This is a genomic window from Arenibacter arenosicollis, from assembly GCF_014397245.1.
In the GTDB taxonomy this organism is placed as follows: domain Bacteria; phylum Bacteroidota; class Bacteroidia; order Flavobacteriales; family Flavobacteriaceae; genus Arenibacter; species Arenibacter arenosicollis.
Genome location: NZ_JACLHY010000005.1, coordinates 206957 through 229161, shown reverse-complemented (window position 1 = coordinate 229161; position 22205 = coordinate 206957). Strand labels below are relative to the sequence as shown.

Genomic DNA, 22205 nt, shown 5'->3' with positions numbered 1-22205 from the left:
CCGTGGTTGACTCCGCAGGAGTACCGTCGTCCGTTACCGTTACCTCTACAGCATAAGGACTGTTCGCGGCTGCACCCGTGGCAATAGTACCACTGATAAGACCTGTTGCCGTATCTATGGATAGCCCCGTCGGCAATGTAATGGCCGAATAGGTCATACCATCGTCCTCCGGATCGGTGGCGGCAATCTGTAAAGAGATCACATCACCCTCAACACCCGTCTGTACACCTGGATTGGTGACCACTGGTGCCTGGTTCACAGGCACATCCGTTACGTTCCAGGTAAAGGAGACCGTGGTTGACTCCGCAGGAGTACCGTCGTCCGTTACCGTTACCTCTACAGCATAAGGACTGTTCGCGGCTGCACCCGTGGCAATAGTACCACTGATAAGACCTGTTGCCGTATCTATGGATAGCCCTGTCGGCAATGTAATGGCCGAATAGGTCATACCATCGTCCTCCGGATCGGTGGCGGCAATCTGTAGCGATACCACGTCGCCCTCAACACCGTTCTGCTCGCCAGGGTTCGTAACCACTGGTGCCTGGTTAGCAGGTGTGTTAACTGTTATGGTTAAAGTAGTCGAATTCGAAAGAACTCCGTCACTAACCGTTAACTCTACTTCATATATACCAGGGGTATTAAAAATATGTTCAGGATCTGCAGTGGTCTCTGTTGGAGTCCCATCCTTAAAGTCCCACAAATATTCTGTTACTCCCGTATCATCGGTTGAATTACTTCCTGTAAAACTAACGGTTAAGGGCGCATCACCAGAAGTGATATCAGCTTCCAATACTGCTACAGGAACTTGATTTCCTGCCTCACCAATATTCCACACAAATTCAAGTAGTGTAGATTGAGGCGGTACACAATCGTCGGTAACCGTAACCTCTACATTATAAGGACTATTGTCAGCAGCGCCACTACTTCCTCCCCCTTGTAAAGATTCGGATGCCGTAAATAATTGCGTTGTATTGTAATTCTGATCCACTTTATGTAAGGTAGCGCGATCTATAATATGGCCATCGGATCTTGACGCAATTTCCATGGTATAGGTACCTGCATTGTCAAATTGAACAAAAACATATTGCAGTTCATTATCACTGGTTTGCGTATCCCAATTCCATGCAATAACATTAGTATATATTTTAAACCAACCAGCTGAAGTTGCCCCATTAACCACTGGGGTTTTCCCAATTCCGCCTGGATATTTAATATCCGTAGTACCAGCTGTGTTATCTGCACAGAAAAAATTATCTGCATCAGGGAAACGCAGCCAGGCGTCATTATGCTCTGTATTTGGATTGGAGGGGGCTATAGTACCTATCTTATTGTGCCATTGGAATCTATAAAGTCCAGGTGTAGAGATATTAATTTGGGTAGTAATGGTTCCATTACCCGGAGTACTAAAACTATTAACTGTATTAAATAGATAACCCGTTCCTTTAAAGCCTGTAACAGAAGATTCTTCGGACCAATTACTTCCAAAATTTAGGTTCTCCATTTCCATAACTACCAATCCATTACTTTCCTGATAGGCACCACTACCCCCGCCACCGGCAGAGACCGTTCCTGAAATTAAACCTGTATTGGCATCTATGCTAAGGCCTGCTGGTAATCCGGTTGCACTATATGTAACATCTGTACAAGATCCAGTAGCATCTATTTGGAGAGAAACGCTTTCTCCTTCAATATTATTTTGAGTACCAGGATCGGTAACATCTGGAACATTTAGAGCATTGGACAAATTAATGACTTTGGAAGAGTTATTTCCATAATTAATGGTTAATATGGCACTTCTGTTGGCCCCCGTACCATTAAGAGTAATTCCAATAGGATGTGTAGTATTTGGATTCAATAACTGATTGGTCAATTCCCCAGAGACAATATTAAAATCGGCCGCATTGGGTCCGGATAGTACCATTGAAGTTACTATAATCCCTACGTTTCCATTTTCTATATCCAAATCGATGGATTCTGTAGCTCCATCTGCTATTAACAAACCGCTCAAGGCAGTAAAATCGCTAGCAACACTTGGACTACCAACAGGTGCATCCTCACCAAAATACTCCATATTCTTTTGGTTTCCACCACCCTGTACGGGCGAACCGGCCAAAATAAAGATTCCGTTTCCAGAAACTATAGCTTGGGTTCCATGCCTTGGTGAATTTAATCCAGGCAACGTAGTCCAGGATTGAGAAACCGGATTATACTCTTCAACTGTCGTCAAAGAAGGTCCAGCTGTTTCACTTTCTCCTCCAATTACCATTAATTTATCATTAAAATTAACGGCTGAAGAACCACCTCTAGGTGTTGGAATATTTTGACCAGCGGGTAAAGTACTCCAACTCTGTGTGGTAAAATCATAAACATCAACCTCCGGAATTGTAGGAGCGAATGTTCCACCTGTCCCACCGGATAAACGCCCACCAGAAACATATAATTTATTTCCAATCACAACTGCGGCAAAATGATCTCTTGCTCTTGGAGCATCGGCCAATGCTGTCCATGTTCCGGTTTCCGGATCAAATTCATCGAAGTATGGAACGTAGCCACCATCGTGTCCTTGCGTGTTACCGGCCACAACGTAAAACTTATTATTGTGCAGAACGAGGCCTGCAGATCCCCTTCTCCTGTTGGCAGGAATTTGAGGACCTTGAATCCACTCTTCATTTGCCGGATCAAATGCCCAAACATATTCAGCCGGGGTTTCAGTAGGAAAGGCATTATCTTTAAAAGAGCCTATTATCCATATCAATCCTTGGTACTCCGTGGCTTGGAAATGGTTGAATTCAAATGGAGCTGAATTAACCAAGGATGTCCAAGAATTTGAAGTGTAATCGTAAACATCGATCGTTTTAGCACTCTCCCTTCCACCCATCAGATAGAATTTATTACCTGCCTGTACGAAAGAATTTTCATGTCTTCCTGTGTAGGTCTCATCTTCATTCTTATTTACCCAAGTCGAAGCTATAGTCCATGAAAGCACTCTGCTTGCAGGGGCAGAACCCGGTTTAGCCACAGTTACGACTACTTGATGTACCCCATTACTATTTGGTCCTCCAGTGGAAGCAGTTGCAGCTATGGTCCCACTTATTTGACCACTACTTGGATTTATACTAATACCTTCGGGTTGTCCAGAAATATAATAGGAGATATCCTCACTGGGATCACCACCAGCTGCAGATGCACTAATGTTAACTACTTCATTAATATCGTTCGATTGGTTCGCAATAGTAGATAAAGTTAAAGTGGGATTGGCAGTATCCACCTCAAAAATTTCTATTGCACTTATTATCGGATTTTCGGCAACTCCATGCAGGAAAAGTATATTTAATTCTCCATCACTAAGTGTCACTGGGAAAGATAACATGCCTGCTACCAAATGTCCAAACTCCGATATTAAATCAAGGTCATCTTTCACAATTACTCCTTCCAAAGAAATATCGAAAATTCTATCGCCCACTTCTTTCGCCAATTCAAAACTATTTCCCAAATAAAGATTCACAACATAATCTCCATTTTCCAAAGGAAACTTGAATTCCATCTCGGCACCCCCAGCGGCATCATAGCGTTCTCTTGCAAAAATACCGTTGAACGTAGTGTTATCAATATAGGCTGGCAAAGTACTATGTCTTTTATTGTAAGGTAAACTGGAATTAATGGAAAAACCAGTATTTACAGAATACATGCTGGATGCATAGGCTCCATTGGTATTATTGAACTTCCAATCCACCCCATTGTCCGTGGCAGTAACCTGATCACCTCCAACGTTGACCCTATAGGAAGAAGCGTCAAATATGATCCATTCAAAGGAAATGCTTACCGCATCATTGGTTAAACCATCGCTGTCATCCACGGTTACAATTACATTATATGGACTATTAACTTCCGCCCCAATTGCAACGGTTCCTCCAATTTGACCATTGGTAGGTTCAATAACCAATCCTGGTGGAAGTCCTTGTGCCGAATACTGTTTATTCCCATCACCACCATAAGCTGTAACCCCAAAATTTCCTATCAACTGCTCCCCTGTACTAGTTTTTTGGTCTGCAATGGGATTTACATAAATTGGGGTTTCTGTATCGGAAGCATCCAAAATTTCAATTCCATTAACCATAGGATTTTCAATGCTACCATGAATAAATGAGATATCAATAGTGCCATCGGTTACCTTAATAACATGACTTATTACAGCACCAACTTGGTGTCCATAGGTCCCCGACAAATCTATATCCTTCAAGGCAGGATAAGTAATGCCTTCCATCTGAACATCAAATAAACGTTGTCCGGGGGCTGAAGTTCCGGACCAGCCATTACCCATATAAAGTCTTACTTCATAATTCCCAGGTTGCACTACCGGAAATGAATAGGTCATATTTGGTGCCCCTGCAACATTGTCCGCCCTTTCGGTATTAAAAATAGCATCTGGGGTTGTAGTAGGAACACTTGGTCCACTATTAACTGTAAAGGAAAAAGCTTGGTTACTTCCGGCAACGGAAAGATTGGTGGAGTTGTTGGATGGTGTATCTTGCTCCCAATCAATACCTCCGTCTATAGCGGCTATTTCCGCTCCACCTGCATTCACCCTAAATAATACAATTGGGGCATCAGTAACGGTAACGGTAAAGGTTTGTTCCACAAAATTGGATTCGCCATCCGTAGCACGTATTGTAATATCTGATACTGCCGGAGCTGAAGGATATGACAATGTTAATTCGTTTGCATTGATAACTGCACCAATACTTGTATCCGTGTTATTCTCAACAGTATAAGTAAGATTAGCCGTGCTGCCATCGTCATCGAAAAAATTATCCATATTTATCACCTCATTGGCAGAATTGATCATTCTATCCAAATTTGGAATATTATTGATTACAAAAGGATTGCTATCCAAAACATTAAGAAAGTCCCAAGTTCCTTGTACTTCCACACCAGATGCATTGGACGTTCCTATTAACCCAACGGCCAAATCGGTAGATGATTGCTGCAAGGCTGTCAACAAATTACCAGATGCTGTTATGGTACCTAATGTAGTACGTGAGCCCCCTCCTACAAGCGTATATTCGCAGATCACTTCGCCATTGGATGGATTTACAACAAAATAAAAAACAACACCATTTGTACGGTCTTGAACTGGAACCACAAAATCTAATGAAGACTGAGGTACATCGTTAATTTCTTGCTGCGCAGTTATTCCATTCTGGGTAATAACCATTTTTATATAGTTGCTCTGTGTACCGTCGCCCATAAAAATACCAAGCTCTCCATTGGGTGCAGCCGTATTTCCATATAATTGTAGGGGGTCGTTAAAATTCCCTAAACTACCAGCTACAGTAAATATGGGACTAGTCTGTTCTACTTGTACCCCGTACTGAAATCCTTTTTCTTGGGTATTAGTAGTTCCCAAAGCGGTTCCGGAAGTCATATTCACAGTCATTGCACCAATGGCCCCACCCAAAATGTCATTAGGATTGGGGTCATTGGGATCGTCCCTTCTATCTATCCAATTTAACCAGTTTGGATTGGCATCCCCATTATTCATTAAACCTGTCATTCCAAGGCCTAAAAATCCTCCTAGACTAGTATCTGAAAATAACTCATTGATTACTGGTATTACAAATGCATCACTACCTGAAATATTAGGGTTTCCCAATTGAAAAGGATCTAATGCATCTAATATACCATCATTGTCATCATCCAAATCATTAAGATCGGAAACTAATGGAGCTCCCGCAGACTTGTCAAAATCGCTTGGCTGTGACCCACCATTACATGGATCGCTACCATTTTGTTCCTCATCCTGATTGGTGTATCCATCATTATCATAGTCCGCATTTGCATCGTACCCAGGTTCTCCTGGGCTTATACAATTCACTAAGTCGGCAGGTTCCAACACAACTATTTTGGATACTGTATTTCCATTTCCGCCACTCCCCGTGTATATCCCGACCCAAATAGTTCCGGGAAAAGGATCTGAATCTCCATTACAGCTCACCCCAAGTGCATTGCCACCTAAATTAGAAGCAAAAACAGGAGTTAGTGTCTCCAGACTGCCGTCTGGATTAAGTTCTGCCCTTCTTAACTGTTGTAAATTGGTCCCGGCAAGTAAATCTCCTTGCATAGCACCACTAAAGTTGGAGGCCGTATATTCATCAATACCGTTGGTATTGGTTCCCCAAATTGTAACAGGATCATCATCAGGGCCATCTGGATTGGAAATCCCTGGACCCCTCCAATCCCCTTCAACCAAGTTGGCAGAAGGCACTGGAGGCCAATTTGCAGGCAGTGCTATGCTTGCATCAGTTGTAGACCCAGGTCTCGAACCATTGGGGTCATAAATCAGCGTTCTAAAAACAGCGCCTGCATTACTTGTGGGGTTTGGAGTAGTATATAATCCAGCCCCATTAGGATTAGCCCTTACCGGGTTTGGATGCCCTCCATAATAGCTGCCAAAAACATAATTTTGAATATCCGTAGTAATCAACTGAAGGTGATCCTCGTTATTAATCTGCTCACCCCCTGAAGAAGAGGAACTCCCTGGTTCGCCCACAACATAGTTATTGGTGACTGTTCCGGACATCCCCTCGTTCTCAGGAAAACCACCCCATCCTCCATTGGCACCATTATCCGTAACATAAACGGCTCCACTTTCTGTCACCACTAAGTCATAGGCATTTCTATAACCCGGGGAAAATATTTGTACAGGACCTCCTGGTACTACCATGGCCTGATTAAGACCGTCATTACCTCCAAAAGGGTCATTCACATCAATACCGTTGTAACCAGGTGTATCCGGATCTGTAATGCCGTTTGCATTGGCACGTGTTGGATCATCCAAGGTTGGTATATCATATATGTAGTTACGACCGTTGTCATTAAGAATGGGCAGTGCCTCCAAAGCATCCAGATTTACGGATAAAATGGCAGCAGACAATGCATATTCCATTGCATAGTTAAAATTAATTGATGGACTTCCTCCATTGGTGTGCCCACCTTGTGCTACAATTAGATAGTCAATTCCGCTAACCGTTACAAATTCCAATCCATTGGTAGCATGGTTTTCCTCCGATCGCGGCAAACCCCTAACTATATCTACCACATCCCATGAAGTTCCGTTCCAAGAAAATCTGGTAATAACTCCAGAGTTTGTATCCAGGCCAGTATCACCAGACCCACCATTAACACCCCCACCAATCCTAAAATCACTGGAAGTAGCATAAATAATCGGATTTGCAGAGGTTCCAGCAACTGTAATACCTGTAGTTTGTCTTAATGTTGAAGAATCTGGGGAACCATCGTCATTATGGTTTTGAATACCGTTAATTCCAGTTATAACTTCAGTATTTAGAACTTTGTAATCGCTAGGACCGTTCCTTTCAATGGTCAACGCCTTGATGGTACCGGAATATTCAGCAAAATATAACCGACCATCCGGACCAAATTTCAAAGAGGTGGTAACTAAAGCGTTTCCATTTCCATTGAAGTCCAAGTTACTCTGAGAGAAATTTATCTGTGCTTGTACCAGCATGCCAAATCCTAGAAAGATCAGCCAAAAGATAATAAATGATAGGGATTTGGAGTAATTGTGTTTCATATTCCTGCAGTTAAAAAACATTCTAAGTTTAAACCGTTATAGACGGTCTATTAAGTTACAAAAAACAAATATAAAGTAATAACAATCTGGAAAGAAAATACCCTAACCTTATTCGTTTAAACCCGAATGTTCATCGACAAAATACAGAGATAAAATTTAAGCTGGAAATAAACTTATATTCATAGCGAACGACATATTATGAGAATACAACAACAGTGTTCGCTATCCACATAGAATCCAGGATCCTGGGCAGTCTAAATTATCTGGAGCAAGAAATATAGGACAATTAGAATAAGTCTGATACCAGTTGTCATGGCAACCGTTAAAATAGAATAATTTAACAAGCTTTTCCAATTGAATTAGAATAACAAAATACTAATACCCATAGTTGGAAAAGAGTACGCTTTCTGCTAATTACTACCAATAATTCATTCTATTTCCCAAACAAACACATACTGAAGATACCACACAACAATAGCAATCAAAGGCTAAAAATGGAACAAATTAGGCCATTCCACAGTATTGCACGAAAATTATTAAGATGCAGACAAAGTTTATTTACGATATGCCCAAAAATTTTAGAATTTCCACCACTTTTTTTGACTTTTTCCATAGCCATATCCGTATTTGCCCCCATATCCCAAATTGGACACCTTTACATCATTGACGATAAAGGAAAGTCCCTTAATTTTTCCGTCCTGTTGTAATTTCATAGGAAACTGCACAGCCTTCTTTTCCGTTAAACCTGCCCTGGTAACGTAAATCAAATGATTGGCATAATCACTGATCAATAAAGTATCTGTAACTACCATAAGTGGTGCTGTGTCCACAATAACGTAATCATACAACTCGGAAATTTCTTCAAAAAGCTCCTTAATACGTTTACTCATTAGCAGTTCGGCAGGATTGGGAGGTATCCTTCCTGAGTATATCACATCCATAGTATCCTGAAAAACCAGCATTGGATTAATAATATCCTTTACTTCCAGGGTGCTATCATAAAGGTATTCTGTAAGTCCTACATCCTTTTTTTTGTTTTTGCTGGGCATTTTATTAATTTCATTGCCCGTAAAAAAGGAATATAATTTAGGGTTACGCACATCGGCACCCAACAATAATACTTTTTTATCCGTACTGGCTATGGTCATGGCCAGATTGGTAGAAAGAAAGGATTTACCTTCACCCGGAACGCTAGAGGTCACAAAAACCACATTATTCTTGCCGTTTTCGTTCCTGTCTGTTTTAATCAAGTAATCCAAGTTGGTCCTGATTATCCGTAAGGATTCAGCAAGAACTGAACGATCTTCTTTAATTATCAGTTTTTGATCTTTCCTGGAAAGCCGCGGTAATTCTCCTAAAATAGGAATATTTTTGGACACCTTTTCCAAACTATGCATATTGTGTACTTTATTATCCAAAAGATCGGATACGTATATTAAAGCAAACGGAATTAATCCACCTAGCAATAAAAAGGCTAAATAAACCACATTTCTTCGAGGTGAAATTGGAAAAGGACTTGGGTTATAAGCGTAATCTATAACCTTGGATTTAGGTGCCGTTGAAGCTACCGCAATTTGCGCTTCTTCCCTTTTCTGTAATAAATACAGATATAACTGCTCAGTAGTTTCCTGTTTTCTCGTAATATCCCTTAACGCCCTTTCATTTTTTGGTGCAGAATAAATTTTAGAATTAAAGATGGCCTGCTGCCCACTTAAGGCATTCACCTGTAACCCAAGATTGTCCACAGTACTATTTAAACTGGACTGCATATTTCTTTTTAAACCCCTAATTTGTTGATCCAAGTTTACAATGACAGGGTTTTTTTCATTAGAACTTTTTAAAAGTCTATTCCTTTCCAAAACCAGCTCATTATACTTGGAAGTGGTACTATTAATGGTTGGATCCGTTAAACCCACATTTCCCGGAAGCACCTCAAAACCATCCTGTTGCTCCACAATATCCTTCATGGATGCGGCAATATTCAACTGAGTCCGCATATTGGCAAGTTCTTGCTGGTTGGCTACCCCCACATTTAAATTAATATTGGCTTCCGAAGCAATATCCGTTACCCCTCTATCCGTTTTAAAGTCCTGGGCAGTCTGATCTACCGAAGAAAGACTAGTGTAAATTTCCGCAATTCTATCTTCTATAAAATTAGATGTTCTATCTGCAATTATCCTTTTATCCTCTATGGCATTTTTATTATAGACCCTAATTAGTTCATCTATAATCTGCACTGCCTTTTCCTTAATAGGATCTTCCAAAGTAATATTCAATATATTAGAAAATTGATCTAATAAATCAATTTTAATTCTCGTCCTATAAGATTGGGCAACCAGATTCACCGGATGCACTACTACCTTAATTTTAGCTTCCTTAAATCGATCAAAATTATCCATATTTGGGGTAACCACAATATCCCCTATTGGTGTTGGAATATTGGTTCCGAAAGCCAATACTTTTACCGGCATATCTTCCTCTTCCGTATAACCAAAAGTCGTTACGGATGACAATTGCAGGTAAAAAGAAAAACTGGATTTGTTAATAATAGAATCGGCAGCAATGAAATTAACCTTTACAGGCGGATTGGTATATAGTTCGGTATCAATAATATTCCCTAGGGCCATAATCTTGGTATTAAGCCCCAAAGTTTTGACCACTTCAATAAAATTGGATCTAGAATTTATAAGTTCAATTTCATCCAAAACTTCGGTATTCCCATTGGAAAGCAGGTCTAAATCTTTAAAAAGACCAAGACTTGATCCTGAGCTACCTTCATCCACAATTTGGATTTTGGCTTCTGCGCGGTATTCCGGAATTTCATATCGAAGATATATAAATGCTAAAGCCAATGCTGTAAATCCAGAAAGAACAAACCACTTCCAATGTTTAGTGTATAAGCTGATTATTTCTTTTAAATCTAGATTTTCCGTAGGTTTATCTTGAGAGTCTAAGCTCATTGGGTAAAAGGGTAAAATATATTAATAGTTAATTTCTTGTCACAAATAGTATTGTAGAGGTAATTACCAACGATGCCAGGGATATGGCTATAGTAGCCCTGTTATCCAAACTGGAAGCAGTTACAGCTGATTGGTTTGGCTCCACATACACCACATCATTTTGGGTAAGATAATACACTGGCGAATTCATAGCCTCCTTTTGTGTAAGATCCAAACGGGTATACACCTTGGTACCATCAAAATCACGAATCACCATCACATTTTTTCGCATTCCCTTAATGGTTAAATCCCCGGCGAGTCCAAGGGCTTCCAAAATGGTGATCCGCTCTCCACTCACGGGATAAGTTCCGGGTCTTTGAACTTCGCCCAAAATGGTGACTGTAAAATTAACTAATCTTATATTTATTATTGGATCTTTTAAATAGTCCTTTAGTTTCTCACTCAAAAGCAACCTTAATTCCTCAGGTGACAAACCAGATATCCTTAATTTTCCTATCACCGGGAAATTAATATTACCCTCTTGGTCTATTAGGTAGTCCACCTGCTCTGCCCGAATACCACCTTCCGAGGCACCCTTAAATAAATTAAAGGGCACGCTTGCCTCACTGTCCAAGGTGGAAACATTTATACTAACTAGATCATCAACCTTAAACTTGGGAGTAAAACTATTCTTGTCCACCAAGGTTTCAAAACTGCTGGCATTTTGAAAATACACCACCTCCTTTTTAGAGGCGCAGGAAGAAAGTAATACAAGTGAAATTATTAAAATAGAAGCAAATAAACCTAAAGATTTGTTTTTCATGGAACCTGTTTTATAGGAATTTATTATAACATTTTATTTTGCAAGTATAGTGAATTTTAGGACTGTAAAATTTTCTTGACCGCTACATTGTCTTTTTTCGCAATCTTTTCCTTGTCCAATTTACACTGCTCTGAATTATTGGAGATGTATTCTGGAACAATATCCTTCATAAGTGCTACCGGGTTACCATTGAAAAACATGTTGGCTACGCATAACTCATTTATTTTAGACCTAACGTCTTCAAAATTGAATTCCCTTGACTTACTGATCATAATTTTCTTATGATAGGTAGGCATCGTATTTTCACCATTAGCCAATAGCTCCTCATATAATTTTTCTCCTGGTCTAAGACCAGTAATCTTAATATCTACGTCCTCAGGATATCTAAGACCAGATAATTTTATCATATTTTTGGCCAAATCGAAAATTCGGACAGATTCACCCATATCAAATATAAAAATTTCTCCACCTTCACCCATTCCCCCAGCTTCCAACACCAATTGGGCCGCTTCCGGAATAGTCATAAAATAGCGGGTAATATCTTTGTGTGTTACTGTCAAAGGCCCTCCATTTTCAATTTGCTTTTTAAACAACGGAATCACCGAACCATTGGATCCAAGTACGTTACCAAAACGGGTTGTGATGAATTTGGTTTTGTTTTGTTGCTGTGAACAACTAATGTACATTTCTGCAATCCTTTTTGTAGCCCCCATAACATTGGTAGGGTTAACCGCCTTATCGGTACTGACAAAAATAAACTTGTCTACTCCGTTATCCAAAGAAAGATCCACTATTACCTTGGTACCTGCTATATTTATCTTAACGGCCTCATAGGCATTATATTCCATTAAAGGAACATGCTTATAAGCGGCTGCATGAAAGACCATATTGGGCTTGTGCTCTTGAAATAAACCGGACATTCTATTCTTATCCCTAATATCCCCTACAATAGGAATAAAATTATGAAAACCATTCTGAATCAACTCTTGCTGTAGATCGTATAGGGCCGATTCTGCCTGGTCGATTACAATTAGTGATTTATATTCATAATTGGCTATTTGCCTAACCAGCTCACTCCCAATAGAACCGGCTCCACCAGTAACCACTATTACCTTATCTTTTAACTCTTTGGAAATGCGGTTATTCTTAATTTTAATAGGGACCCTATCAAGCAGATCCTCTATTTGCACTTGCTTGATTTGGGAAATTTTTAATTCACCATTGATCCAATCCTCTATGGGTGGAACAATTTTGACCTGAACTGGAAAATCTACCAAACCTTCTACCAATTCCCTTAGCCTACTGTGTTCTATATTTTGTATGGAAAATATTATTTCGTTTATTCCATTCGCTTTTATAAAATATTCAGATAAAACTTCTGGAGCATAAACCTTTACACCATTAATACTCTTACCTACCTTTTCATAATCCTTGTCTATATAGCCAACAACTCTGGACATACTTCCAGAATGACTGGTCAAGGCATTTTGAGTTAGAATTCCGGATTCCCCTGCCCCATAAATAATTACATTTTTAGTAACCTTAAATTGCTTTACCAAGTTATAATAGGCATTCTTAAACATATATCTTGAAGCCGTTAGAGCAATAAAACTCAATAAACTATGAATTATTATAATAGATAGGGGAACCGTAAAACCTTCCATAAATTCCATTTCCCTATTTAAAATAATCATAAAAATGGTTATGATACTGGCAAGGCAAATGGCATTAAAAATATTATAAACATCCCTTACCCCTGTATGACGAACTACGCCCTTGTATGAGCCCGTAATCAGGAAGGCAACAAACGAAATCAGAATTATTACAGGCAACTGCATAACCAACTTGCTAATATCAAAATCAAGGGTTAGGTTAAACCTAATTAGATAGGATAATATAAAAGTTGTGGCAACTAAGATTAAATCTATGGCCAATACAATCCATTTAGACGTATACTTTTGAGCTCTACTGGTTAAGTAATTATGTATCATTGGGTTAATACTTTTAAAATTATTTCTATTACTCTATCTAGATCATCTTTCTGCAAATTGGAACCACTAGGAAGGCAAAGCCCTCTTTGAAACAAATCTTCCGAAGTACCATCTACATAAACTTTACAACCCTCAAAAATAGGTTGAATGTGCATTGGCTTCCACAAAGGTCTAGACTCTATATCCTCCTCCAACAGGGCCAATCTTATTTTTTCACGTGTGTTATACGAAGGAACAAGAATACAACTCAACCACCGGTTGGATTTAAAGCCTTCAGGTTCCTTTAAAAATTCTATTTCCGATATATGTGCCAATTTTGACCTATAATATTCGAAATTACCTCTCCTACTATTAACCCTATCTTCTATCACCTCCATTTGCCCACGGCCTATACCCGCCAGAACATTACTCATTCTATAATTATATCCAATATGGGTATGCTCATAATGTGGGGCATTATCCCTAGCTTGGGTCGCCAAAAAAACGGCCTTATTCTTTAATATTACATCTTTGGTCACCAAGGCACCGCCGCCTGAAGTAGTAATAATCTTGTTTCCATTAAAGGACAATATACCTATTGTACCCAAAGTGCTGCACGGCTTGTTCTTATATACGCTACCAAGTGCTTCCGCGCTATCCTCAATAACAGGAATATCATATTTAGCCGCAATTTCATTTACCTCGCTTACCTTATACGGCATACCATATAAATGTACTGCGATTATTGCTTTTGGTTTTTTTCCATTTGCCATGCCATCCAAAATGGCCTTTTCCAACAATCCAGGAGAAATATTCCATGTCTCCCTTTCACTGTCAACAAATACAGGACGTGCTCCTAAATAAGTTATAGGATTGGCCGAAGCAGAAAAAGTAAAACTTTGACAAATAACATCATCCCCATAACCTACACCTAAGAGCTCCAATGCCAAATGAATAGCCGCCGTGCCAGAGCTTAAGGCTGCCACCTTTATGGAATTGCCCAAATAATCTTCAATAGATTCTTCAAAAGCATTTACATTTGGTCCAAGTGGAGCTATCCAATTGGTATCAAAAGCCTCTTGAACATAATTTTGCTCATTGCCACCCATATGTGGCGAGGAAAGCCATATTTTCGTTTTTGTTATCAAATTTTGGGGTTATTTATAATTGCAATGTAAAATTAAGTATACTTTCGAGTACATTATCATATTGGCCATATAATTCGTTCAAGATTGAAATATCTCGATTAAATACTGCTCCAATTAAATTTTCGCGCTTTTGTCGAGACTTCTTAACAATTCACCTATAAATATAAGGTTCGTTAAGGTAAAAGCCTAGGTTCTTTGAATTAATTTTTAATCTTTGCATTAAATAATTATCCATTAATAATGAAAAAAATCACCAAAATTTGTTGCATCGGGGCCGGTTATGTGGGCGGACCTACCATGTCCGTCATAGCCAGTCAATGTCCAGAGATCAAAGTTACTGTTGTGGATATTAATGTAGATCGCATTAACCAATGGAACGATTCCAATTTGGATAATTTACCAGTTTACGAACCTGGATTGAATGAAATTGTGGGGGCTACAAGAGGAAAGAACCTGTTTTTTAGCACAGAGGTAGACAAAGCCATTGATGAGGCAGAAATAATTTTCATATCCGTAAACACCCCAACAAAAACCTATGGTAAAGGTAAGGGACAGGCAGCTGACTTGAAATTTATTGAATTATGCGCCAGAAATATTGCCCGGGTAGCCAAGACGGATAAAATCGTTGTTGAAAAATCTACCCTTCCAGTAAGAACGGCCAGCGCAATAAAAAGTATTTTGGATAACACTGGTAACGGCGTCGCCTTTGAAATCCTTTCCAATCCGGAATTTTTAGCGGAGGGGACTGCTATAGAAGATTTACTAAATGCGGACCGAGTATTAATAGGTGGCGATGACACTGCCACGGGAAAAGCGGCCAAGAACACTTTAAGTGCCATTTATGAACGTTGGCTTCCAAAGGAACGGATTTTACAGACCAACGTTTGGTCTTCTGAACTTTCCAAACTCGTTGCCAATGCCTTTTTAGCACAACGTGTATCTTCCATAAATTCCATTTCTGCATTATGCGAAAAAACGGATGCTAATGTAGCGGAAGTAAGCAGAGCTATAGGCTATGACAGTAGAATAGGCTCCAAATTCCTAAATTCTTCAGTAGGTTTTGGGGGATCCTGTTTTCAGAAAGACATCCTTAATTTGGTTTACATTGCCAGTAGCTTTGGCTTACAGGAAGTTGCCGATTATTGGGAACAAGTAATTATTATGAACGATTACCAGAAAAGACGCTTTGCGGAAAATATTATTTCCACGCTTTACAATACAGTTTCTGGAAAAAAAATAGTATTTTATGGTTGGGCTTTTAAAAAGGACACCAATGACACACGGGAATCCGCAGCAATCTACGTTGCCGATGCGCTCTTGGAAGAAAGAGCTGAAATAGTCGTTTATGATCCAAAGGTTTCCGAAAAACAAATCTATGCAGACCTGGACTATTTAAACACTAGAACACCGGAAGAGAACCGTAGATTATTAAAAGTGACGAATAAACCCATAGAGGCGATTGAGGATGCCCATGCCATAGCTGTACTAACGGAATGGGATGAGTTTAAAACCTATGATTGGTCTCTGATTTTTAAAAAAATGTTAAAACCAGCTTTTGTTTTCGATGGGAGAAGACTTTTGAACAAAGAAAACATGACCCAAATAGGATTTAATTATTACAAGATTGGAGAATCTTAACTCTATTAATCAAAATAAATATCACTAGTTGTCCATAAGGTAAATACATAAAATTTTATGTTCAAAGTTTAAACATAAAATTTTATAGCTTGTTTCACCCTACCTGATTAGCTAATTTTCCGATATTTGTTAAAAACAAATTCTTTTGAAAATACTAGTTACTGGTTCCGCAGGTTTTATAGGATTTCACGTTGCCCGCACTTTGCTAAACAAAGGGCATCAAGTGGTTGGGATAGACAATTTAAACCAGTATTACGATATTGAGCTAAAATTTGCACGTCTAAATGAATTGGGCATTTCCAAAGATAACGCCAGCCGCTTCAATGTGAGTTGCACTGGTGAATTGTATGGAGAACAATTCAAATTTATCCGTATGGGCATCGAGGAGCGCGAAAACCTTCCCAAAATTTTTGAAACTGAACTATTTGACAAAGTATGCCATTTGGCCGCCCAAGCTGGAGTGCGTTATAGTATTGAAAACCCTGATGTATATATAGATTCCAATGTGGTAGGTTATGCCAATCTTTTGGAATGTTGCCGTCACCATTCCATTCAACATCTCATTTATGCCAGTAGTTCCAGTGTTTATGGCCTTAACAAAAAAATCCCCTTCCAGGAAGATGATCAGGTAGACCATCCTATTAGCCTTTATGCTGCGACCAAAAAGAGCAACGAACTAATGGCACATACCTACAGCCATCTATATAAAATACCGACAACGGGACTTAGATTTTTTACGGTTTACGGGCCTTGGGGCAGACCGGATATGGCACTATTTCTTTTTACAGAAGCCATTGTACAAGGTCGGCCAATAAAGGTGTTCAACAAAGGTAAAATGGAACGCGATTTCACCCATATAGATGATATAACTGCCGGTATCATAAGCGTCATTGAAAAAAAACTGCCGGACCAAAAAGATGAAAAAGGATTGTACAAAATTTACAATATTGGAAATAGCAGATCAGTAAAATTGTTGGATTTTATTGTGGAAATTGAACGGAACCTGGGTAAGGTTGCCCTTAAAGAGATGCTACCGATGCAGCCTGGCGATGTTCAAAAAACATGGGCAAATATTGATCGGCTGATGCAAGATTATAACTATCTGCCAACTACCAACATAGCAGATGGCGTTAAATCCTTCACCGATTGGTACTGCAATTATTATAATATCACTAAAACAAAGGCTAAAGCATAACTACCATGTCTTAACCTTTATCTTCACATTTTAATTACTTTCTAATCAATAAAGAATATTTCAATTATGGCAAACATTAGTAATAAAGAATTAAAATTTCCAAAAGAACATTCCGTGCTCGTAACTGGAGGTGCCGGATTTATAGGCTCCAATCTTTGTGAATATCTAGTCCAAAATGGTAATAAAGTTGTCTGTTTGGACAATTTTGCTACAGGAAAAATTAAGAATATATCCCATCTTCGCGAAAAAGAAAATTTCAGGCTTTTGGAAGGCGACATTAGAAACTTAGAAGATTGCTTAGGGGCATGCGAGAATGTAGATTACATCTTGCATCAAGCCGCCTTGGGATCGGTTCCTAGATCAATAAAAGATCCAATTACCAGCAATGAAGTAAATGTAAATGGGTTTCTCAATATGTTGGTTGCCGCAAGGGATTCCAAAGTAAAACGTTTTGTCTATGCCGCAAGCTCTTCTACTTACGGCGACTCCAAGGGATTGCCAAAGATAGAGGACGTTATAGGGAAACCTCTATCCCCTTACGCCATAACCAAATACGTAAATGAGCTTTATGCGGACATATTTTCGAAAACCTATGGCATGGAAACAATAGGCCTACGTTATTTTAATGTCTTCGGAAGGAAACAAGACCCAAATGGGGCCTATGCTGCAGTTATCCCTAAATTTGTAATGCAATTAATGAAACACCAGTCGCCAAACATTAATGGCGACGGAACCTATTCCAGAGATTTCACCTATATTGATAATGTTATTCAGGCCAATATAAAAGCCTTAGCAACCAAAAATAATCAAGCGGTGAACAACGTTTACAATATTGCTTATGGCGAGCGTACGTCATTAAATGATTTAGTATTGCTCCTAAAGAAATACCTTTCGAAATATGAACCTAAAATCAAGGATATACCAACAACTTATGGTCCGCTTAGAGAAGGTGATGTACCCCATTCCTTAGCCTCGATAAAAAAAGCCAAAGATTTATTGGATTACCAGCCTACTTATAACTTAGACATGGGTCTTAAGGAAGCCATATCCTGGTATTGGGAAAATTTGAAATAGCACTTTAATACCTTGATTTTTTTGCTAACCAGTCATATAAAATCAAACTTTTAATTACCTTATAATTTAAAAAAAAGAATATGAATGATATTAAAATAGCCATTATAGGTCTAGGTTATGTAGGTCTGCCATTGGCACATTTATTTGCAACCAAATATTCTGTGGTAGGATTTGACATTAATTCCATGAGAGTGAAAGAGGTTAACAATGGGATTGATAATACCTTAGAAATTAGCGAGAGTGCACTGAAAAGAGTAGTGAAAAAAAAATCTGCTTCGGGCGCAGGACTTTATTGTACTGACCAAGTTGAACAAATAAAAGGATGTAATTATTATATAGTCACTGTACCTACCCCCGTGGACAGCACCAATAAACCAGACTTAACACCCCTATACAAATCTAGTGAAACAATAGGAAGGATAATAAAAAAGGGGGACATTGTAATTTACGAATCCACCGTTTATCCTGGGGCCACAGAAGAAGAATGTATACCTATTATAGAAAACATAAGTGGGTTAAAATTTAACCAAGACTTTTTTGCAGGTTATTCCCCTGAAAGAATTAACCCAGGAGACAAGGAACATACTGTGGACAAGATACTGAAGGTAACTTCCGGTTCCACCCCCGAGATTGGAGCAAAAGTAGATAAACTATACAAATCCGTAATTACCGCCGGAACCTATTTGGCCCCCAGTATACGGGTAGCCGAAGCTGCAAAGGTTATTGAAAATTCACAAAGGGACATTAATATTGCCTTTGTTAACGAATTGGCCAAAATTTTCAATCTTATGGGAATCGATACCCAAGAAGTTTTAAAAGCGGCGGCAACAAAATGGAATTTTCTTTCTTTTAGCCCTGGGTTGGTAGGCGGACATTGTATTGGAGTAGACCCCTATTATTTAGCCCAAAAAGCTCAGCAGTTTGGATATTACCCGGAAATTATTTTAGCGGGAAGACGCATGAATGACAGTATGGGCAAATATGTGGCATCTGAGGTCATAAAATTAATGGTGCAAAATGATATTAGAATTAAAGGTGCTGAAATTTTAGTTTTGGGCATTACTTTTAAAGAGAATTGTCCTGATGTAAGAAATACAAAAGCTGTGGATGTAATAAACAACCTAAGTAGTTATGGTGCCAAAATTGATGTTTATGATCCTTGGGCCTCTCCCGAAGAGGTAAAACATGAATACAATCTAACTACTTATCAACTAATACCCGAAAAAAATTATGATGGGATTGTTCTAGCGGTTGCTCATAACCAGTTTTTAAAAATTGACTTAAAATCCATTTTAAAACCAGCGGGCATCATTTATGATGTCAAAGGTGTATTAGAGAGACATAGTTGTAGTAGGTTATAATAGAAATATTCACTTCTTTAAACTTATATAAGAGGTAAAATCTAGGTAACCAAAGAGAAGTTAAAAAAAAATTAATCATTATCAGCCAATAGATGCCACTAAGCACCTAACTTCAAAACCTTTTTTTTTGCATAGCAGCACAGCTATTTAATATATAAAATCATCACATATGGCTGAAGAATAGATTTATTCTTCAGCCATTAATTTACCTGCTTCGGTATTTGCAACATCTTTTTCTTTGTTTTTCTATCTACACATTTTGAAGATATGCTTTTTACAACCTGCACAATTGGATAATTATCTATCAGAATTGTTCCATTTTGCTATTGTAATATTTGGTTATATTTCGATGCCACACATATTTAGACGCTCAACATTCAAACACAATTCCGTGACCACCTTTATTTGTTAAAAAATTAACACCAATAAGTAATAAATGGTGTCAAATCTTAAAGAAATGGGCATTTCATCGAATAAATTTAAACCAAACATCTAAACCCTTAAAACGAAACGTAAAACCAGCATTGCATCTTAATTGTGCAGTTCATCGAAAATAACATGTCTTTTAACGATGATGTAAAAAAAATAATTAATATTTGTAAACCCAAATGATTATCATTTAAACAAAAGTCTTAAACTTATGAAATTTCACCCCTCGAATTTTACCCAATTGACCTTGGCTATTATTGTCTTATTTTTAAGTTTTTCGTGCAACAAGGATTCCGACCTGTTAGCGGAATATGTTGTGGAAAACCCTCAAGCCTTTATGGTTAACGACGTTGTAGTTACCCTTGCCAACAAACCTGTTGTAATTAAACCCCTAAGCAATGACACCTTTGAGAAACCTGAAGAAGTTATTATTACTGCAATTACACCCCCAAAAATGGGAACTGCCGAAGTACAGGAGGACAATACGGTTGTATACACCCCCAATACCGATGAAACGGGTACGGATGACTTTGATTACACAACGACAGTAACCAATCCAGACAATTCTGTTTCTACTGAAACTGGAAGTATTTCAGTAACGGTAACACCCACGGATAAAACCTCTCCTATAACTGGTGAGAATGTTTATTATGTAACCGCAACTGGTAAAAGTTCTAATAAAGGCGCTACAGAAGCGGCTGCATGGAACATACAACACGCATTTGCCACGGCAAAAGCTGGTGATGTAGTCTATATCAAGGCTGGAAATTATGGATCTTTAAATCTAACTGCATCCAACTCTGGAACAGCGGACAACCCAATTAAATTTATAGGTTATACGGCAACTGCAGGCGATTTGGTTAGCAAGAATGGTTCAACTTTTAAATATGGGGACAATTTAGATTCAAATAAAATGCCCCTGTTGACGGGTGAATTAAGTAAAACAGCAATCACTGTTCAAAGTAGTTATGTAGAAATTGAGAACATACAAATAACCAAGTATGGCACAGCAATCGTTTCAAGCGGGGAGAATGTTGTTTTAAGGAACATAATAGCGACTCAGTTTGGCACTCAAACGGATTACAACGCTTATGACGGCAGAGGTCTTATGATTACAGGGGATAATTCACTAATTGAAAATGTTTTTGTGCTAAATGCCACCGCAGAAGCCATTAAATTATATGGTTCTAACAACTCTAGAGTAAATTATTGTGAAGTACGCGCGGACAACCCCAGTAACCCTACCGATTATTACTTTTTGTTAACAGGGGGTACCCATCATTCAATCATTGAAAACTCACATGCCGAGCGTACTTTAGGGTTAAGACATGGAGGTCATGGATTCGACATGAAAGATCAAGCCGAATACAATATCATTAGAAATTGTGTAGCAAAATATACAAGTTTCGAATTTAATTTTGCGGGGGTTAGATATAATACCCTTGAAGGTTGTTCATTATTTGGCGCAAGTACGGAGCCCAAAGATTGGCACGCTAATTTAGTTATTTTTAATGGAGCCAATAATAATTTGATAAAGGATATGTTAATTCAGGATACTTGGTCTGCCATAAGTTGGGCAGACGATGATGACGGCTATGTTGGACCTGGTGGTGATCGAGATGAGGTAAGTTGCGGTTACGATAACACTTTTGATGGAATTACAATAAAAAACACCAATAGGATACTTAATGTTGGAGGAGGAACAAACTATGCGGCAGCCGCAAAAAGAAATACTTTCCGCAATTGTGACTTTTCTAATTTTGATTCCGTAGCAGTCACATATTATCCTACTGAAGACATAAAATTTGAAAATTGTAAATTCTCCAACGGGAATAAAGCTATTACGGAAGCAGGAGGCCTTTATGCCCCTTATAGCAAAGCTAATATAACTTTTAATAACTGTACTTGGGTTAATAATAATTTTACACCCTTGAACTAGAATTATTCATATCAAAGTTCTATAAAAAAGAGGCCCCTATAAACAATTAGGTGGCCTCTTTTCATTGCAGGTATTTAGTTTTTTTCGATTTCACA

Annotated in this window: 10 protein-coding genes; 5 read left to right on the top strand and 5 right to left on the bottom strand. The window is 38.6% G+C overall.

Annotation, left to right across the window (positions count from 1 at the left end):
- The 5 genes from H4O18_RS07770 to H4O18_RS07750 all read right to left on the bottom strand — a co-directional run.
- On the bottom strand, nucleotides 1–7594 hold a 7594-nt coding region (locus H4O18_RS07770), incomplete at its 3' end, for a putative Ig domain-containing protein (RefSeq protein ID WP_187583129.1).
- Between the two features lie 578 nt (nucleotides 7595–8172).
- Nucleotides 8173–10554, bottom strand: a complete 2382-nt coding sequence (locus H4O18_RS07765; protein ID WP_187583127.1) for a GumC family protein — start codon at nucleotides 10552–10554, stop codon at nucleotides 8173–8175.
- Between the two features lie 28 nt (nucleotides 10555–10582).
- A complete protein-coding gene (locus H4O18_RS07760; protein ID WP_187583125.1) occupies nucleotides 10583–11356 on the bottom strand; it encodes a polysaccharide biosynthesis/export family protein in 774 nt (257 codons plus the stop codon).
- A gap of 56 nt (nucleotides 11357–11412) precedes the next feature.
- Nucleotides 11413–13347 (bottom strand): polysaccharide biosynthesis protein, encoded by a 1935-nt coding sequence (locus tag H4O18_RS07755; RefSeq protein WP_187583123.1) that lies wholly within the window; start codon nucleotides 13345–13347, stop codon nucleotides 11413–11415.
- Nucleotides 13344–14435 carry a DegT/DnrJ/EryC1/StrS family aminotransferase gene (locus H4O18_RS07750; RefSeq protein ID WP_187583169.1) on the bottom strand — a complete coding sequence of 364 codons (1092 nt, stop codon included), beginning with the start codon at nucleotides 14433–14435 and terminating at the stop codon, nucleotides 13344–13346. Before H4O18_RS07750 ends, H4O18_RS07755 begins: the two co-directional genes overlap by 4 nt.
- Before the next feature lie 279 nt (nucleotides 14436–14714).
- Here H4O18_RS07750 and H4O18_RS07745 point away from each other — a divergent pair, with 279 nt between their 5' ends.
- The 5 genes from H4O18_RS07745 to H4O18_RS07725 all read left to right on the top strand — a co-directional run bounded on the left by H4O18_RS07745 (nucleotide 14715) and on the right by H4O18_RS07725 (nucleotide 22110).
- Nucleotides 14715–16112 carry a nucleotide sugar dehydrogenase gene (locus H4O18_RS07745; protein WP_187583121.1) on the top strand — a complete coding sequence of 466 codons (1398 nt, stop codon included), beginning with the start codon at nucleotides 14715–14717 and terminating at the stop codon, nucleotides 16110–16112.
- A 145-nt stretch (nucleotides 16113–16257) separates the two neighbouring features.
- Nucleotides 16258–17307 (top strand): NAD-dependent epimerase, encoded by a 1050-nt coding sequence (locus tag H4O18_RS07740; RefSeq protein ID WP_187583113.1) that lies wholly within the window; start codon nucleotides 16258–16260, stop codon nucleotides 17305–17307.
- 66 nt (nucleotides 17308–17373) lie between these two features.
- Nucleotides 17374–18381, top strand: a complete 1008-nt coding sequence (locus H4O18_RS07735; RefSeq protein WP_187583111.1) for an SDR family oxidoreductase — start codon at nucleotides 17374–17376, stop codon at nucleotides 18379–18381.
- 80 nt (nucleotides 18382–18461) lie between these two features.
- Nucleotides 18462–19742 carry a nucleotide sugar dehydrogenase gene (locus H4O18_RS07730; protein WP_187583109.1) on the top strand — a complete coding sequence of 427 codons (1281 nt, stop codon included), beginning with the start codon at nucleotides 18462–18464 and terminating at the stop codon, nucleotides 19740–19742.
- A gap of 640 nt (nucleotides 19743–20382) precedes the next feature.
- A complete protein-coding gene (locus H4O18_RS07725) occupies nucleotides 20383–22110 on the top strand; it encodes a right-handed parallel beta-helix repeat-containing protein (protein WP_187583100.1) in 1728 nt (575 codons plus the stop codon).
- Nucleotides 22111–22205 lie beyond the last annotated feature (95 nt).

Bases quoted from the DNA above. Each gene is read 5' to 3' on its own strand.
- H4O18_RS07735 (WP_187583111.1), top strand. From the start codon at position 17,374: ATGGCAAACATTAGTAATAAAGAATTAAAATTTCCAAAAGAACATTCC.
- H4O18_RS07730 (WP_187583109.1), top strand. From the start codon at position 18,462: ATGAATGATATTAAAATAGCCATTATAGGTCTAGGTTATGTAGGTCTG.
- H4O18_RS07745 (WP_187583121.1), top strand. From the start codon at position 14,715: ATGAAAAAAATCACCAAAATTTGTTGCATCGGGGCCGGTTATGTGGGC.
- H4O18_RS07750 (WP_187583169.1), bottom strand. From the start codon at position 14,435: ATGGGTGGCAATGAGCAAAATTATGTTCAAGAGGCTTTTGATACCAAT.
- H4O18_RS07755 (WP_187583123.1), bottom strand. From the start codon at position 13,347: ATGATACATAATTACTTAACCAGTAGAGCTCAAAAGTATACGTCTAAA.
- H4O18_RS07760 (WP_187583125.1), bottom strand. From the start codon at position 11,356: ATGAAAAACAAATCTTTAGGTTTATTTGCTTCTATTTTAATAATTTCA.
- H4O18_RS07765 (WP_187583127.1), bottom strand. From the start codon at position 10,554: ATGAGCTTAGACTCTCAAGATAAACCTACGGAAAATCTAGATTTAAAA.
- H4O18_RS07725 (WP_187583100.1), top strand. From the start codon at position 20,383: ATGAAATTTCACCCCTCGAATTTTACCCAATTGACCTTGGCTATTATT.